Origin of the sequence: Sorangium sp. So ce145 (assembly GCF_051525985.1) — a bacterium.
Taxonomy (GTDB): Bacteria; Myxococcota_A; Polyangia; order Polyangiales; family Polyangiaceae; genus Sorangium; species Sorangium cellulosum_B.
Genome location: NZ_CP150315.1, coordinates 4,576,872 through 4,592,305, shown reverse-complemented (window position 1 = coordinate 4,592,305; position 15,434 = coordinate 4,576,872). Strand labels below are relative to the sequence as shown.

Annotated in this window: 11 protein-coding genes; 7 read left to right on the top strand and 4 right to left on the bottom strand. The window is 72.4% G+C overall.

Annotated elements, in window-relative coordinates; translation table 11 throughout:
* Positions 1–347: 347 nt before the first annotated feature.
* The gene (locus WMF34_RS16960) at positions 348–1,199 is read right to left on the bottom strand and encodes an SDR family oxidoreductase (protein ID WP_012235904.1); all 852 of its coding nucleotides are present in this window, start codon (positions 1,197–1,199) and stop codon (positions 348–350) included.
* A gap of 152 nt (positions 1,200–1,351) precedes the next feature.
* Here WMF34_RS16960 and WMF34_RS16955 point away from each other — a divergent pair, with 152 nt between their 5' ends.
* Together WMF34_RS16955 and WMF34_RS16950 are read left to right on the top strand one after the other, a co-directional pair.
* On the top strand, positions 1,352–2,284 hold the full coding sequence (locus WMF34_RS16955) for an AraC family transcriptional regulator (protein ID WP_437993918.1): 933 nt from the start codon (positions 1,352–1,354) through the stop codon (positions 2,282–2,284).
* Positions 2,285–2,955: 671 nt separating this feature from the next.
* Entirely contained in the window at positions 2,956–3,603 is a 648-nt protein-coding gene (locus WMF34_RS16950; protein WP_437993917.1) for a histidine phosphatase family protein, read from the top strand.
* Here WMF34_RS16950 and WMF34_RS16945 read toward each other — a convergent pair.
* The gene (locus tag WMF34_RS16945) at positions 3,572–4,582 is read right to left on the bottom strand and encodes a phosphotransferase family protein (RefSeq protein ID WP_012235901.1); all 1,011 of its coding nucleotides are present in this window, start codon (positions 4,580–4,582) and stop codon (positions 3,572–3,574) included. The two genes, WMF34_RS16950 and WMF34_RS16945, sit on opposite strands and share 32 nt — an antisense overlap.
* Before the next feature lie 238 nt (positions 4,583–4,820).
* Between WMF34_RS16945 and nhaA the strand changes: the two genes are divergently transcribed.
* Positions 4,821–6,230: a Na+/H+ antiporter NhaA gene (nhaA, locus tag WMF34_RS16940; protein WP_437993916.1), complete on the top strand. Its 1,410-nt coding sequence runs from the start codon at positions 4,821–4,823 to the stop codon at positions 6,228–6,230.
* A 52-nt stretch (positions 6,231–6,282) separates the two neighbouring features.
* Here nhaA and WMF34_RS16935 read toward each other — a convergent pair whose 3' ends face one another.
* Positions 6,283–8,523 carry a bifunctional alpha,alpha-trehalose-phosphate synthase (UDP-forming)/trehalose-phosphatase gene (locus tag WMF34_RS16935; RefSeq protein ID WP_437993915.1) on the bottom strand — a complete coding sequence of 747 codons (2,241 nt, stop codon included), beginning with the start codon at positions 8,521–8,523 and terminating at the stop codon, positions 6,283–6,285.
* Positions 8,524–8,864: 341 nt separating this feature from the next.
* On the opposite strand from WMF34_RS16935, the gene WMF34_RS16930 reads away from it, so the two are divergent.
* Positions 8,865–9,323 (top strand): hypothetical protein, encoded by a 459-nt coding sequence (locus WMF34_RS16930; protein WP_012235898.1) that lies wholly within the window; start codon positions 8,865–8,867, stop codon positions 9,321–9,323.
* A 19-nt stretch (positions 9,324–9,342) separates the two neighbouring features.
* On the opposite strand, the gene WMF34_RS16925 is transcribed toward WMF34_RS16930, so the two are convergent.
* Positions 9,343–10,626 (bottom strand): hypothetical protein, encoded by a 1,284-nt coding sequence (locus tag WMF34_RS16925; RefSeq protein WP_437993914.1) that lies wholly within the window; start codon positions 10,624–10,626, stop codon positions 9,343–9,345.
* 249 nt (positions 10,627–10,875) lie between these two features.
* Between WMF34_RS16925 and WMF34_RS16920 the strand changes: the two genes are divergently transcribed.
* From WMF34_RS16920 to WMF34_RS16910, 3 genes are all read left to right on the top strand, one after another.
* Positions 10,876–12,456: a CotH kinase family protein gene (locus tag WMF34_RS16920; RefSeq protein ID WP_437993913.1), complete on the top strand. Its 1,581-nt coding sequence runs from the start codon at positions 10,876–10,878 to the stop codon at positions 12,454–12,456.
* A 132-nt stretch (positions 12,457–12,588) separates the two neighbouring features.
* Positions 12,589–14,547: a TrkH family potassium uptake protein gene (locus WMF34_RS16915; protein ID WP_437993912.1), complete on the top strand. Its 1,959-nt coding sequence runs from the start codon at positions 12,589–12,591 to the stop codon at positions 14,545–14,547.
* A 126-nt stretch (positions 14,548–14,673) separates the two neighbouring features.
* Positions 14,674–15,357, top strand: coding sequence for a potassium channel family protein (locus tag WMF34_RS16910; protein ID WP_012235891.1), 684 nt, complete (start codon positions 14,674–14,676; stop codon positions 15,355–15,357).
* The last annotated feature ends 77 nt before the right edge of the window (positions 15,358–15,434 follow it).

Here is a 15,434-nt window from a genome sequence, read left to right as displayed (position 1 = left end):
GTCCGTGCTCCCCGAGAGCCCGCCTGACGCGGCGTAGCGCCCTGGTGCGCCTCGACGCCGACTCGCACGCTCGCACACAGGGTTCATGGCTCGTCTGGGACACCTCGGCACCGGCGAGATCGTCGTCGTGCCTGGTTGATCGCGGCCCGAGCCCGCCGCGGGGACGACCTGCGGCGAGACGGAGATGAGCCGCCAAGGCGCCAAGGACGCCAAGAACAAACCACAATCTTGGCGTCCCTGGCGCGCTTGGCGGTTCGAATTCCTGCTCTTTTCTGGGGTTTTAACCTGCTTGTCGCTCTGGAGCGAGCTGGGCAAAGGTCTGCAGTTTCTGGTCTTTGCCTTCCCGGTCAGACGATGCCGCCGTTCACGAAGATCGTCTGTCCGTTGACCCAGCCGCAATCATCGCCGCACAGGGCAGAGATGACGTTCGCGATGTCCGACGGCTCGCCGAGGCGCTTGTGCGGTGTTCGCTGCACAAAGCTCGCGATCTGCTCGGCGGTCTTGCCGTCCGTGAACAGGGTTGTGTTCACCACGCCCGGCGCGATCGCGTTCACGGAGATCTGGCGTCCTTCGAGCTCTCTCGCGAGGACGTTCGCGAATATTTCTTGTGCGCTCTTGGTCGCAGCGTAGGCGCCGTACGTGCCCGTGCGCAGCTGCGTGATGCTCGACGACAGCGCGATGATCCTGCCGCCGCTCCGTACCCTCCTCGCTCCTTCGCGCAAGACGAAGAAGCTGCCCTTCTGGTTGACGTCGAGCATCCTCGCGAAGTCCGAGTCGCTCATCGCGTGAAACGGGGCGAGGCGCATGACGCCGGCGTTGCTGACGACGACGTCGATGCCGCCAAAGGCACGCTCGGTCTCGTCGAACAGCCGTCGTACCGCGTCCGCCTCGCTGACGTCGGCCTGTACCCAGATGGCGCGTCCGCCGGCAGCCTTGATCTCGTCGACCACCGCGGATGCCAGCTCGCGATTCTTTACGCAGTTCACCGCCACGGCGAATCCATCGCGAGCGAGCCGCTTCGCCGTGGCCGCTCCGATCCCCCGGGACGAGCCGGTCACGAGCGCCACCTTTCCGTTTGCCCGCGGCCCCTGGGTCTGCGCACACGCTACCGCAGCGACGCCAGCGACCGCCATCACCGGTGCAAGCGCCGCAGCCCCAGCCAAGAACCTGCGCCGCGAATCGCTCTCAGAGTCCGACATGTTCCATGCCCTTTCTGCGTTGGTTGCGGGCTTCAGCATGCTCGCGCGCTCGGTCCCCGTCCTGCCTGGTCGCACCAAAAGCTTGCCTAATCCTTCAAGACGGGCTACCGTTTCCACCGGCGCTCGGGGTCGGACGGCGCGAGGGCGAGGCGATGGACAATCTTCGGCGCGCGGTGCGAGACTACGCGAGCAAGCACGCGAATGGAGACGGGCTGGCGCTCACCAAGGTTCCGGGCCTGCGCATGATGTGCGTGCATGCGCCGAGCGGCCCGCTCCACTCGATCTATCGGCCGCTCGTATGTCTCGTCCTCCAAGGTGCGAAGCGCATGCTCGTCGGCTCCGAGGAGCGGATCGTCTCTCGCGGCGAGTCGGTGATAGTCACCGCAGACATGCCGGTCACGGGGCGAATCGTTCAGGCGAGTCAGTCAGAGCCCTATCTGGCCCTGGCGGTCGAGCTGGATGTCGCGCTCATCAGGGAAATCGCCTCCGGGTTGAGCTCGACGGCAGAGGACGCATCGAAGGCGCCGCCTCTCCTCGTCGCGAACATCGATGAGGTGGTGCTGGACTGCGCGTTGCGTCTGATGCGATTGCTCGGTCGACCCGAGGCGATTCCGCTGCTCCATCCGGGGATCGCGCGAGAGTTGCACTACTGGCTCCTGTCAGGGCCCCACGGAGCGGTGCTGCGGGCCCTTTCGCTGCCCACGAGCAGCGCCAGCCGGCTCGCGGCCGCGGTCGCGATGCTGCGCGCCGAGTATCGGACGCGTATCCCGGTCCGTCGCCTGGCGAAGAGCGCGGGGATGAGCTCGACGGCGTTTCACGTGCAGTTCAAGCAGCTCACGTCGTTGGCGCCGGTCCAGTTTCAGAAGCGGTTGCGGCTCATGGAGGCGCGGCGGCTCATGGTGCATGAAGGCGTATCGGCGACAGCCGCCGCCTTCGAGGTGGGCTACGAGAGCGCGTCGCAGTTCTCTCGCGAGTACGCGCGGTTGTTTGGCGCGCCTCCGAAGCGGGACGCCCTTCGGGCACGTTCCGCGCCGCTGCCCAGGACGTCGGCCCGGCAGCAGGCGGCGATCAGCGCTTCGAAATGATCGCATCGCCACGAGCGGCGCCGAGCGCGACGGCGCGGCCCTCGCCGCCGCCGGCCTGTGCCACGTCCCCTTCGCCCGCACCTCCCGGAGCGACCAGGGCCCCCGAGTTGTGCCACCTCGGGGTGGATGTGTGCCAAATCAGGGGGGTCCGACACCGGCACAACTGCAATGCATTGCGACACACCGGGTCCCGGACCCCCTGGAGACGCTCCGCAGAGCGCCTCAGCAAGGTCCATCTGTGTCAAATGCCGCTTTCCTCCGCGTTCTTTTGTGCCACCGACCCCCTGGAAGCTCCGTTGGTTGTGCCAGAAGGGGGGTCCGGGACCCTCCGGACCGCAACGCAGAGCGCCCACCAGGGTGTCGGACCCCTCCGGACCGCAACGCAGAGCGCCCGCCGGGCGGCCGGACCCCTCCGGACCGCAACGCAGAGCGCCCGCCGGAGGGCCGGACCCTGGCGGAGGAAGGATGCTCCGCGTCGCCCTCGCTCCCCATGAGACGCCAAGGAAATACAAAATCTTGGCGTCTCATGGCGGCTTGGCGGTTCGAAATTCTGCGCTTTCCAGGCGGTTTCAACCCGTTTGTTGCGCTAGGGTGAGCCCGTCGCGCGGCGCTCGATCTGGCCGCGGCTCACGCTAGCTTCCGGGCCGAGCCCCCCTGCTCCGGTCCGACCCATGCGCCCCTCTCTCCTGGTCCTCGTGCGCCACGGCCACACCGCCGGTAACCGCGCCGGCCCCGCGACGCCGATGAGCGGGTGGACCGACACGCCGCTCGACGCGCGAGGGCGTGACGAGGCCGAGGCGCTGCGCCGCCGCCTCGCCGGAGGCCCGGCGCTCGACGCCGTGTACGCCAGCCCGCTGAGCCGCGCGCTCGAGACGGCGCGGATCGCGGCCGGCGCGTGGGGCCCGGTCCGCCCCCACGACGGGCTGCGCGAGATCTGCTGCGGCGACGTGGACGGCCTCCCGATCGAGGAGGTCAAGGCGCGCCACGCCCCGCTCTGGGAGGCGCACCTGCGCCAGGCCGACGACGATTTCCGCTGGCCAGGCGGGGAGAGCTACCGGGAGCTCCGCGCGCGCTGCCTCGCGGCGATCGCGGCGATCGCCGCGGCGCACCCGGGGCAGCGCGTGCTCGTGGTCACGCACGCGGGCGTCATCGGCCAGATCCTCGGGGCGCTGCACGGCGTCCCGCCCGCGCGCTGGGAGCCGTTCCGACCGGGCAACGCCAGCCTCACGTCGCTCTCGTGGCAGGGCGAGCGCGGCGTCCTCTTGCGCTTCGACGACCGCGAGCACCTCAGCTCCAGCACGCGTCGGCCCGGCGGATGACGCGCAGCCAGTCCGCCGCGTTCCGCGCCGCGGCCGCGAGCACGCCGGGCGCGCTCGCGCCGCAGGCCATCGCGAGGTGGTGCCCGAGCGCGCCCGCGAGCGCGTTGGACGCGGATGCGAACCAGTAGACGTCGCGCAGCGGCCGGGTCAGCGCGGGGGGGAGCCCTCGCGCCGAGAGGTAGCCGGCGAGCAACGTATCGTGGCGGCGCCGCGCCTCCGGCTCCCAGTACCCGAGGGCCTGGAGCCACGAGCTCACGTCCTCCAGCGGCGAGCCCATCCGCGCGCGCGCCCAGTCGAGCAGCACCGGCTCCACGACGCCGTCGCGCCGGCGGACCATGACGTTGCCCGGGTGCACGTCCCCGTGGATCACCGCGCGGCCGAGCGGCTGGAACGCGAGGAGCTGGCGGCGCATCGCTGGCAGCGCCGAGACGACCCGCCGCAGGGCGGGCAGCGCCCGGGCGAGCGCCGGGACCTCGCCGCGGGGCAGGCGCTCGGCCAGCGAGAGCGTGTCCCGCGCCATGGCCAGGTTCTCGGCCTCGTAGTCCCAGGCCGGCAGCGCGGCGCCCTGCGGCGTCTCCTCGTGGAGGCGCGCCAGCCGCTCGAGCACCCGGGCCGTGTGCCCGCTGTCGGCCCAGGGCCAGGCGTGCGCCGGCTCGATCCGCTCGAGGTAGAGCAGCCAGCGCCCGCGCCCGAGCCGCTCCGCGCCGAGCAGCTCGGGCGAGAAGCGCCGGCCGACGGACCTCGAGAGACGCCGGTAGACGGCCGCCTCGCGCGCGGCCGTGCCGTGCACGAGCTTGGCCACGAGCGTGACGCGGCGAGCCCCCGCGGCGCCGCGCAGCCGCGCGGTGACGAGCGCGACCTCCGAGCAGAGCCCGCCGGGGAGCGGGCGTATCTCGATGGCCGAGTCGCAGACGGCGTCGCCGTGGCGGGCGACCAGAAAGGCCGTCACCGCGGCGCGATCCAGGGCATCTCGCGTCATCCGTCGCCTCCCGGCCCCACGATGCGCCGAGGCCAGCTCACGATCCACCCTGCGCCTCGAGTCCGATCCATGCGCCCGACCGCGCCCGACCGGCGCGCCCGTTCGCGCTGGATCCGGTTGCCTGAACGAGTATTCTCCCGTGCGGGTGTCGCGGCGGCGGAGCGCCGCGACAGGTCTTCATGGGACGGTCGGGCCGCCTTCCCCCCTCGCGCGACGTCGCTCGCGCCTCGGTGGTCCATTGCGTCGATCCCCGTCTCAGGAGCTTGCCCCCGGAACGTGGGCCCCCGCGCGCCGCATCGCCGAGCGCGTCCTCGGCCCGATCGAGCGCTTCTTGCACGTCGAGGCCGCGAGCGGGATCGTCCTGCTGATCGCGTCCGCCGTCGCCCTCGCGTGGGCGAACTCGCCGTGGGGCGACGCCTACGAGCACCTCTGGCACGTGCCGATCTCGCTCGGCGCGGGCTCGCTGGCGTTCACGCAGCCCCTCCACTTCTGGATCAACGAAGGGCTGATGACGATCTTCTTCTTCGTCGCCGGCCTGGAGATCCGGCGGGAGATCCACGAGGGGGAGCTCTCGGATCTCAAGCGCGCGGCGCTGCCGATCGCCGCCGCGGTGGGCGGCATGATCGCGCCCGCGCTCCTCTACCTGTCGCTCAACGCCTCGCCGGTCTCGCGGCACGGCTGGGGCGTCCCCATGGCGACCGACATCGCGTTCGCGGTGGGCGTCCTGGCGTTGCTCGGCAAGCGCGTGCCCCCTGCCCTGCGCGTGCTGCTGCTCGCGCTCGCCATCATCGACGACATCGGCGCCATCATCGTCATCGCGCTGTTCTACTCGTCGGGCGTCGTGTGGAGCGGCCTGCTCGTCGCGGCCGGCGGGGCGCTCGCGGTGGGGGTGCTCCAGCGCTTCGGCGTCCGCTCGCCCGCCGCCTACGTGGCCCCAGGCGCCGTCGTCTGGTGGGGCATGCTCCGCGCCGGCGTCCACCCCACGATCGCCGGCGTCGCCATCGGGCTCCTGACGCCGGTGCGCTCGTGGTTCGGCACCCAGGGGTTCGTCGCCGCGGCGCGCGACGCGGTGGACAGGGTCGCCGCGCTCACCAGCCGCGACGGCCACCGCGCGGACGAGCTGCTCAAGCCCCTCGGGCGGATCCGGCAGGCCCAGCGCGAGGCGCTGCCGCCCGTGGTCCGGCTCCAGGCGGCGCTCCACCCGTGGGTCGCGTACGGCATCATGCCGCTGTTCGCGTTCGCCAACGCCGGCGTCCGCATCGATGCTTCCTCGCTGGGCCACGCGGCCTCGGGGACGATCCTGCTCGGGGTCACGCTCGGCCTGGTCGCCGGCAAGCCGCTCGGCGTCTTCCTCGCGAGCTTCGCGATGGTCCGGCTCGGCGTCTGCGCCCTGCCGCGCGGCGTCGGCTGGCGCGGGATCGCGGTCGTGGGCTGCGTCGCGGGCATCGGCTTCACGATGGCGATCTTCATCGCGGGCCTCGCGTTCGGCGACGCCGCGATGCTGGCCGCGGCGAAGCTGGGCGTCCTGCTCGCCTCGGCCGTGGCGGCCGTGGTGGGGCTCCTCGTCGGCAGGCTCGCGCTGTCCGGGGCCCCGGCGCCCGGCGCGGCGCTGACGCTCGCGGAGGCCGAGGCGTCGACGGAGCAGTAGCCGTCGCAAAGGCATGAATCGGACGTGGAACGCGCGTGGAACCCGGCGCGGGTCAGGCGTGGAGCCTGGCGTCGAGCCCCGCGGGGCCGGCGTGGCCAGCGGGGCCGGCGTGGCCAGCGTGGACCGAGCGCAGCAGGCTCCGCACCGCGCCCGGGTCGGGCAGCCGGTAAGCGGCGCGGCTGCTCTCGTTGCCGACGTGGATGGTGCACGCGGACGGCGGCAGCGCCGCGAAGATGTCCTCGTCCGTGCGGTCGTCGCCGATCGCGATCACCGCCGCCCTCGCCGGGACCTCGTCGAGGATGAGCGGCACCACCCTGCCCTTGTGGACGCCGCGCGGCCGGACCTCGACCACCTTCGCGCCGGCGAGGAGCTCCAGGGTATCCATGGGGAGGCGCTCCTCGAGGCACGCGCGCAGCTCGCGCACGTGCTGGCTCGCCAGCTCGGGCTCGGCCGTGCGGTAGTGCCACGCCAGGGTCACCGTCTTCTCCTCGATGAAGCTGCCCGGGGTGCGCCGGGTGACGCCCTCGAGGATCGCCCGCGCCTCGCCCTTCCAGGCGGCGGCGTCCGGCTCGAGCGCGACCCAGTCGTCGCTCGCCTCGAGGCGCGACCAGAAGCCGTGCTCGGCGTGGAGGTGGAGCGGCAGCGCGCCGAGCCATCGCTCGATGTCGGCGCGGCGGCGGCCGCTCACGATGTGCACGCGGTCGCGCTCGGACAGCGCCCTGAGCAGCGCGAGCAGCTCCTCGTCCGGCGCGGCGAGGTCGGGCACCGGCGCGAACGGGACCAGCGTGCCGTCGTAGTCGAGGATCCACACGCGCTGCGGCGCGAGGCGCACGCGCTCGACGACGCCCTCGGGCATCCCTCGGCGCGACGGCGCCGCGGCCCCCTCGGGCTCCGGCGCCGCGGCGCGGTCGAGCTCGTCGAGGAACGCCTGCGCCCAGGCGTGGACGTCGTGCGTGGCCACGCGGCCGCGCAGCGCCGCCATCCGGCGCTGCTGCTCGGCGGGCGGCATGGCGATCGCCTGCTTCACGGCGGCGGCGACCGAGCCGATGTCGTACGGGTTGACGGAGACCGCCTCCGCGAGCTCGGAGGACGCGCCCGCGAACTCGCTCAGGATCAGGGCGCCGTCGTCGTCGACCCGCGCGGCGACGTACTCCTTCGCGACGAGGTTCATGCCGTCGCGCAGCGGGGTCACGAGCATCACGTCGGCGGCGAGGTAGAGGGCGACCACCTGCTCGAGCGGCAGCGAGCGGTGCATGTAGTGGATCGGCGTCGCGTACGTCGTTCCGTACTGCCCGTTGATGCGGCCGACCATCTCGTGCACGACCCGCCGGAAGTCGGCGTACGCGCCGGCCATCTCGCGCGTGGGCACGGCCAGCTGGAGGAAGCGGACCTGATCGCGCAGCTCCGGCTCGCGCTCGAGGAACCGCTGGATCGCGAGCAGCCGGCGCGGGATCCCCTTCGTGTAGTCGAGCCGGTCGATCCCGAGCACGATCTTGCGGCCGCGCGCCTCGGCGCGGATGCGCGCCGCCTCCTCCCGCACGCCGGGGTGGCCCGCGAGCCGCTCGATCTCGGCGGCGTCGATGCTGATGGGGTGGACCCCCAGCGCGACCCTGCGCCCGTCGTGCTCGAGCTCCGCCTCGCCCGGCTCGACGCCGAGCACGTGCGCCGCCGACGCCGCGAAGTTCCTGCGGTAGGCCGCCGTGTGGAAGCCGATCAGGTCCGCGCCGAGCAGGCCCCGGACGATCTGCTCCCGCCACGGGAGGATGCGGAAGACCTCGGCGGAGGGAAACGGGACGTGGAGGAAGAAGCCGATCCGGGCCCCGGGGAGGCGCCGCCGGAGGAGCGCCGGGAGGAGCAGGAGCTGGTAGTCGTGCACCCAGATCGCGTCGCCCGGCGTGTACTGCGCGACGACGACGTCGGCGAAGCGCTCGTTGACGCGCTGGTAGGCCTCCCAGTCGAGCTCCGCGTCGAGGTTCACCTTGTCGAGCAGGTAGTGGAGCAGGGGCCAGAGGACGCCGTTCGAGAAGCCGTCGTAGAAGCGGTGCTGCTCCGCGGCGCCGAGGTGCACGGGCACGGCGCGCATCCCGGCGAGCGCCACGTCGGCGTCCCTCCGCTGCTCCGGGGAGAGGCTCGTGACGCTGCCCGGCCACCCTATCCAGACCGCGCAGCGCCGCTCGTGGGGGCCGCGCATGGCGGCGGCGAGGCCGCCCGAGGAGCGCGTGAGGCAGAGCGCGCCGCGGTCGACGCGCACGCTGATCGGGAGACGGTTGGAGACGATGAGCAGTCGGGCCATGGAACTCCCCTCCTTGGCGGCGACGAGGCGCCGCTCCCCGGGCGCGAGGCGCGGCACGTCCCTCATCCGCCGGGCGCGAGGCGCGCCGGCGCAGGGACGAGCCGCGCGCCGCGAGGCGCGGTGCCGCGAGCCGTCGGAAATGAACAGGGCGCGACGCCCACCGCGGGATCGCCGCGGGCGAGCGGCGGAACGAATACTTTGAACTCAAAACATATCGCGCGGCGTCGCGCAAGCTGATCCGGCACGTCGGGGGGCGTCGCGCGTCGATCGATCCCGGTTCAGGCCGAGCACCCCGCTGAAATATTTTGATCTCAAACGATGGGCGAACTAGAAATCCTGGGATGAGCCTGTCCTTCTCCGGACCGAAGGGGTGGATCGAGCAGCGCTGGATCGTGTATGCGCTCATGCGCGACAGCATCCAGCACCACCTCGAGGACGGGCGGCCGAGCGCGGAGTTTGCGGCGATCCACGGCGCCGCCGCGGCGCTCGGCGGGCAGCGCGTGATGCTCCCTGCGCGAAAGCTCCACGACGAGCTCAGGCGCGCGCGCGCCGAGCTCGCGGGCCGACCGATCGACGCCCTGGCGATCAGCGGCCGGACCCGCGCGGTCCTCAGCCTGCGCTGGCCGCCGCCGGAGGGGCTCGAGACGATGCTCGTCACGGACTGGGGGGACTCGGTGCCGCTGCTCGGCGCGCCGCGCGGCGACAGCCTCGACGACGTCTTCGGCCACCTGCTCGATGGCCTCTTGCGCATCACGGAGGGGGCATCCGAGTCGGATCACGTCGAGATCATGGACCTGTAAGCGCGAGTCTCGCCGGAGCTCACTCCTTGGATAGATAAGCGATCATGAAGCACATCTCCTGATTCGTCCCTTCCCCCCAGGGCACGTCAACTGGCGGGAGGGAGAACTGCCCCTCGCTGTCCACCGTGTTGTCCCATGTGCACTCGGTGACGAAGCGATCGCCCGACCCCCAGCGCATCGGCTCATCGAACATGTAGAGCGCCTGGTGGTGGAACTCGAACTCGCCGCGCGCGGCGCACTCGCGCTCTCCGCCGTCGCGCTCGATCCAGGCCCGGTAAGAGCGGCCGAGCACGTGCATGTGCGGCATGACGCCGTACACGAGCAGCGGCGGGCCCTCGTTCGGCGCGGAGCTCCGCTCGGTGTGCGCCTCGGCGCCCGCGGGGATCGTGAAGGGGACCGGGCCGAACACATCCATGTAGACCTCGGCGCGAGGCGCCTCGCGCGAGAGCTCCAGGCGGTAGCCGGACCGATCGCGCGCCTCCGAGTTTCTGCGCCCGAAATAGTGCATCTGCATCACGAGCTGCTGTCCGGGCTCGACGCGGACCCCGGCGCCGTCCGGCAGCCGCGTCACCCCGACGCCGGGCGCCCAGCTGTGGAGCAGCTGCCAGTCGAGCTCGATGACCGGATCGCGGCACGGGAATGCGCGCGTCCCCGGCGCGACGCCGTAACCGATGCCCGCGTCGCCGCCGAGATCCCGGTACACGGCCATGTGGTGCACCACGGCCGGATTGCCGACCTCCGCCTCGAACGCCGTGATCCAGGCCGGCTCGGAGAAGGGGTTGTCGATGATCGTGCAGAAGTACTCGTTGCCGTCGTCGTCGAGGGAGACGTCGTGCTCCTCGGGCATCTCGAGCGTGGCGTCGGGCGATTCGATGCTGTCCGCCCGGCCCCGCGGCGGCGGCGAATCGACCGGATCGCCGAGCGGAGCGCCGTCGCGCGCCCATGCGTCGAAGAGGAGGCGCTCCTCTTGACTGAGGCTCATCCTCTCCGCGCCTTCGTAGCTGCGGCAGCTCGGGTCCAGCACCGGCGGCGGCATGTCCCCCGCGCTCACCCGCAGCGACATGAGCGCTGCCAGCCGCTGCGCCGTCGCCGCGTCCGTCAGCGCCACCCCGCCGACGCCCGCGCCGTCGTGGCAGGAGGCGCACGAGCGCTCCACGAGCGGCTGGATGTCCCGGAACCACGTCACCCCCGGCCCCGGCGACGCGGGCGCCTCCCCGTCGCCCCCACACCCCATCATCCCCACCGCCCCGAGCACGAACACCACCGCGCTCCGTGCCCTGCGCACAGCTTCGCCCCTCGTCATCCCACGCCTCCTGTCGTCCCGGCCGGCTCAGGCGCCGCATCTCCGCGAGCGCTCCTGTCAATCGACCGTTTCAAACAGTTGTTTAATAGCCAGTCGGCGGTGTGTCAAGGGTCGAGCTCGAGGAGGACGGCGGCGGTCCTCGAGCGGCGCCGACGTGAGAACGGAGAGGCGCGTGTCGGCGCGCGTGCGGATGCCAGCGCACATCCAGCACGGGGGCCGAGCCGCGTGCGCTCGGCTAGGATCGCCCGCATGCGCAACCCCCGCCTTCTTCTGCCGCTGGCGACGGCCCTGGTCCTGGGATCCTTGCAAGGTGCCGGCTGCTCCGGCGAGTCGCCCGCTGGCGCGGGCGCGACCGCTGGCGGGTCGCCCGGCCCCGAGGGGTCGCGCTGCGAGCCGTCGGGCGGCGGACCCCACTGGCTCCTCGAGGGCGAGACCGTGACGTTCCCCGTGACGTGCGCGACCGGCCTCGCGCTCCCCGACGGCGCGTTCGAGGTCGGCCCGCTCCCCGACGGCGCCACCTACGACCCGGTCGCGCGCGAGGTGACGTTCTCACCCGGGCTCGACCAGGCCGCCGTCTACGAGATCGAGATCCGCGTCGCGCAGACGTCGGAGGTCGGGCGCGTGAAGATCGGCGTCGCCGACGCCTTTGCCGATCCGTCGAACGTGCCTGTCGTCGATCCGGCCCGCTATCCCGAGGAGTACGGCCTGCCGGTGCTCTTCCTCTCGCCGACCCCCGAGGCGAAGGAGTACGCGCCGGCCACGGTCGTCTACCGCGGCCACACGTACACGGCCGAGGCGGAGCTCCGCGGCGAGAGCTCGCTCGGGTATCCGAAGAACAGCTTCACCCTCAAGTTCCCGAAGGAAGACAAGTTCAACGAGCCCGACGAGGCCGGCGGGTTCACCGACCGCCGCAAGGTCGTGCTCGTCAGCACGTTCGACGACAACTCCTATGTTCGGCAGCGCCTTGCGTACGACCTCTGGAACCGCCTCGATCCGGAGCACATCCAGATCAAGACGTACAGCGCCGTGGTGTACCTCGACGGGCAGTACACGGGGCTCTACACCGTGGCCGATCACGTCGACGGCTACCTGATGGAGGACCACGGGTACTCGCAGGACGGCAACCTCTACAAGGCGGTCAGCCACGCCGCGAACTTCGCGCTGACCACGCGCAACGGCGAGCCGAAGGAGACGCTGCACGACGGCTTCGAGAAGAAAGAGGGGACGCCGCCGGAGGGCGAGCCGGAGGCGTTCGCGGACCTGGAGGACCTCGTGAGCTTCGTCGCCACGTCCGAAGAGGCCGCGTTCGCCGCCGAGATCGGGTCACGGATCGATCTGCGCGATTACGAGGACTGGTGGATCTTCGCGACGTTCATCATGGCCGACGACTCGGCCGGAAAGAACAGCTACCACTACCGCGATCCGGTCGCAGGCGGCGTGTTCCGCTACGCGCCGTGGGACTTCAACGCGAGCTTCGGCCAGACGTGGGAGACGGAGCGCGAGCCGGCCTCCGATCGCGTCGAGTACCTCCAGGTGAACCTCCTCTTCCAGCGCCTCCTGGAGGCGCCCTCGATCGGCGATCCGCTGCGCGCCCGCTACGGAGAGGTCCTGCGCGGCGCGCTCGCCGACGCCGAGATCCAGGCCATCGTGGACGGCTACGTGGCGCGCATCGACGCGAGCGCGCGCCGGGACGAGGCGAGGTGGGGCGAGGCGTACCGGAGCTACGAGGGCTGGAGCTGGCGCGACGACTTCACGACGTACGAGGAGGAGATCGCGTACCTGAAGGCGTGGATCTCGGAGCGGTGGCAGCACCAGGACGCGCTCTACTGAGCGGCTGCCCGGGTTGGAGCGCCTGACGAGGCCAGGCTGCGGCCTGATCGGCGCGCCCGCCCGGCGCGGGGCCGCTGGCCGCTCGTCGCGCGGCCGGAGCGGACGTTGACACCGACCGACATGGCGGCGTGAATGCTGCGCGTGGATCCCTCGCCTCCCCCCTCATCCTGGTCGGGAGCGCCGCGCTCGGCCCAGCCCGGCGGTCGCGGCAATCGCGCGGAGCCCGCGCTGACGGTCGCCTCGCCGGGCGCGCCGTCCGTGCCGCCGCCCTCCGCGGCCGCCGGCGCGGCCGCCGCCGCGGCCGCCGTCGCGCCCCGGCCGCGCGCCGTGTGGATGCGACCGGCCTCCCTCCTGGCCGGCAGCGCCGTCCTCCTGGGGCTCGACCTCGCGTTCGCGATCAGCCCGCGCGTCTCGATGGCGCTGACCGCGCTGGAGACGCTGCTCGTGCCCGCCTGGGTCGTGGCGGTCGTCTCGCTGGAGCGCGCGCACCGGACGCTCACCGGCGCGCAGGCCGAGGCCAGCCGGCCTCGGCTCGCGCTGTTCCTGCTGGCGCTCGGCCTGCTGCTCGCGTGCATCGGCGAGAAGTGGCACCTCGTCTGGCAGCCGACCGGCGACACGGGGCATCGCGGCGTCGTGCTCTACCGCTCGTACACCGTGCTCGCGTTCTCCCTGGCCCTCGGCGGCCTGCTCGGGCGCCGGCCGCTCGAGCGGCTCATGGCCACCGCCGCGGAGCACCCGGCGCGGCTCATGGCCGTGTCGTTCGGGGTCGCCACGCTGATCGGGAGCTTCCTGCTCACGCTGCCGCAGTCGCTCCGGAACATCGAGGACGCCTCGTTCGTCGACGGCCTGTTCATGTCCGCGAGCGCTGTGTGCGTGACCGGGCTCGCCGTCCACGGCATCGCCGAGACGTACACGCCGTTCGGCCAGGCGGTCCTGCTCCTGCTGGTCCAGATCGGCGGGCTCGGGATCATGGTGCTGTCGACGTTCTTCGCCATCCTCGCCGGCAGGCGGCTCAGGCTGCGCGACGCCGCCGTGATGGCCGAGCTCATCGACGCCGAGTCGTTCGCCCGCCTCCGCCGCAACGTGGCCGCGATCGTCCTGTTCACGCTCGGCGTCGAGCTCGTGGGGGCGATCGCGCTCCTGTTCAGCTTCCTGCCGTACCACGCGATCGCCTCCGGGCCCGTGCCCGGCGAGCCCCTGTCCGGCGCCGGCGATCACCTCTGGGCGGCCGTCTTCCACGCGGTCAGCGCGTACTGCAACGCGGGCTTCTCGCTGTTCGGCGGCGGGCTGGTCCCGCTGGTCGGCTCGCCCGCGGTCTCCGCCGTGCTGGGGGGGCTCGTGATCTTCGGCAGCCTGGGCTTCCCGGTCCACGACGAGCTCGTCCGCCGGCTCCGGCTGCGGCTCCGCGGCGAGCGGCCGCCGCGGCTGTCGCTGCACAGCCGGGTCGTGCTGCTCACGACCGCGGTGCTGCTCGTGGCCGGCGCGGCGGGCTTCCTGCTGCTCGAGTGGCGCCGGTCGATGGCCGGCCTGTCGTGGCCCGTCAAGGTGATGGCCAGCTTCTTCCAGTCGGCGATGACGCGCTCGGCAGGCCTGACCACGGTCGACTTCGGCCTCATGGGCCCGGCGGCGCTGATGCTCACCTCCATGATGATGTTCATCGGAGGCGCGCCGGGATCGACCTCGGGCGGGGTCAAGGTCACGACCGTCGCGGCGCTGTTCGCGGCGCTGCGCGCCGAGCTGCGCGGCGACGAGGCGCCGCACCTGCTCGGGCGGACGCTCCCCGCGGCCACCGTGCGCCGCGCCCTCGGGGTCGCGTTCCTCAGCATGGTGCTCGTCTCGGTGTTCGTGCTGATCCTGCTCGCCCTGGAGCCGCACGACCCGATGGGCCTCGCGATGGAGGCGGTCAGCGCGTTCGCCACGGCCGGGCTGTCGGCGAACGTCACGCCGTCGCTGAGCGCGCCGGGCAAGGTGGTCGTCACGCTCGCGATGTTCATCGGCCGCATCGGGCCGCTGACCATGGCCCTGGCGCTCGCCAACCAGGCGAGGGCGCGGAGCTACCGGCTGCCCGAGGAGCGCGTCGGCATCGGCTGAGCGCGCGTCCGGGCGGCGGCCCGGCCCCGGCGCCGCCGCCCGGCCCGCGGATCAGTGGCGCTTGCCGCGGATCCGTGAGACGTTTGCGGCGCTGCGCCGCCGGGCGGCGGCGCGCGCCGCGGGACCATGAGATCGAAGAGCGTCCTTGTCATCGGGCTCGGCAGGTTCGGCACGTCGATCGTCGAGACCCTCTGGAAGAACGGCGCGGAGGTGATCGCGATCGACAACAACCCCGAGGCGGTCGACGCGGTCAAGGACAAGACCTCGGCCGCCTTCGTCGGCGACGCGACGGTGCACAAGGTGCTCGAGGGGATCGGCGCGCAGTACGCGGACACCGCGATCGTGACGTTCGGCGAGCACTTCGAGCCGTCGGTGCTCTGCGTGGCCTCCCTGGTCCGGATGCGGGTGCGCGAGGTGATCGCCCGCGCCGCCACCGATCGCCAGGCCGACATCCTGCGCGCCGTGGGCGCGGCCCGGGTGATCCAGCTCGAGACCGAGATGGGCCGCCGCATCGGCGCCGACATCACGATGCCGCTCGCCCAGGATCTGCTCGATCTGGCCAGCCACTACCGCGTGGTCCCCTGGAACGCGCACGGGCCGCTCGTCGGGCAGACGCTCGCCGGCTCGAAGATCCGCCAGCGGTACCGGATCAACGTGCTCGGCGTGCGGCCGCACACGAGCAAGCTGCCCGGCGACAAGCCGCGCCTCGAGGCGCCCACGCCGGACTACGTGATCCGGGATGGAGACACGCTGCTGCTCGTGGGCGACGCCGACGACGTGAGCCGGTTCGTGGCCGAAGTCGGGGGCTGATCGGCCTCCGCGCCCCGCGTCGAGGCGCCCCGAACAGGCCACCCGAGCACATCCCGGCCGCGCGTTCCCGCTTCTCC

Bases quoted from the DNA above. Each gene is read 5' to 3' on its own strand.
- WMF34_RS16950 (WP_437993917.1), top strand. From the start codon at position 2,956: ATGCGCCCCTCTCTCCTGGTCCTCGTGCGCCACGGCCACACCGCCGGT.
- WMF34_RS16955 (WP_437993918.1), top strand. From the start codon at position 1,352: ATGGACAATCTTCGGCGCGCGGTGCGAGACTACGCGAGCAAGCACGCG.
- WMF34_RS16915 (WP_437993912.1), top strand. From the start codon at position 12,589: ATGCTGCGCGTGGATCCCTCGCCTCCCCCCTCATCCTGGTCGGGAGCG.
- WMF34_RS16925 (WP_437993914.1), bottom strand. From the start codon at position 10,626: ATGACGAGGGGCGAAGCTGTGCGCAGGGCACGGAGCGCGGTGGTGTTC.
- WMF34_RS16930 (WP_012235898.1), top strand. From the start codon at position 8,865: ATGAGCCTGTCCTTCTCCGGACCGAAGGGGTGGATCGAGCAGCGCTGG.
- WMF34_RS16920 (WP_437993913.1), top strand. From the start codon at position 10,876: ATGCGCAACCCCCGCCTTCTTCTGCCGCTGGCGACGGCCCTGGTCCTG.
- WMF34_RS16910 (WP_012235891.1), top strand. From the start codon at position 14,674: ATGAGATCGAAGAGCGTCCTTGTCATCGGGCTCGGCAGGTTCGGCACG.
- WMF34_RS16960 (WP_012235904.1), bottom strand. From the start codon at position 1,199: ATGTCGGACTCTGAGAGCGATTCGCGGCGCAGGTTCTTGGCTGGGGCT.
- WMF34_RS16935 (WP_437993915.1), bottom strand. From the start codon at position 8,523: ATGGCCCGACTGCTCATCGTCTCCAACCGTCTCCCGATCAGCGTGCGC.
- WMF34_RS16945 (WP_012235901.1), bottom strand. From the start codon at position 4,582: ATGACGCGAGATGCCCTGGATCGCGCCGCGGTGACGGCCTTTCTGGTC.